At 68.6% G+C, this 245-nt stretch carries 1 protein-coding gene; it reads left to right on the top strand.

Annotated elements, in window-relative coordinates; all coding sequences use genetic code 11:
• Window positions 1-245 (top strand): hypothetical protein (locus tag ACZ3HH_RS30930; RefSeq protein WP_465810512.1); only part of this gene is annotated, 245 nt, incomplete at both ends.

Here is a 245-nt window from a genome sequence, read left to right on the forward strand (position 1 = left end):
CGACCGAAATGGCGTCTGGCCGCCGCGGCCAGTGTCATCGTGGTGACGGGGGTCGCGACAATCCGCAGCCTCACGGCACCGGACGGTGTCGGCATCCTTGCGGCGGTCGTTCTGTCCATCGGGCTGGTCGTCGCGACCCTCGTCGGCCTCGGCGTCCGAGCCTGCTTCCTGATTCTCGCCGGCGGTGGTCTGGCACTGATGTTCGTGTCCACCGTGGCTGCGCCGTTCATGCTCCCGGTGTGGTG

The organism is Pseudomonas sp. PME37.24/025 (genome assembly GCF_055556615.1).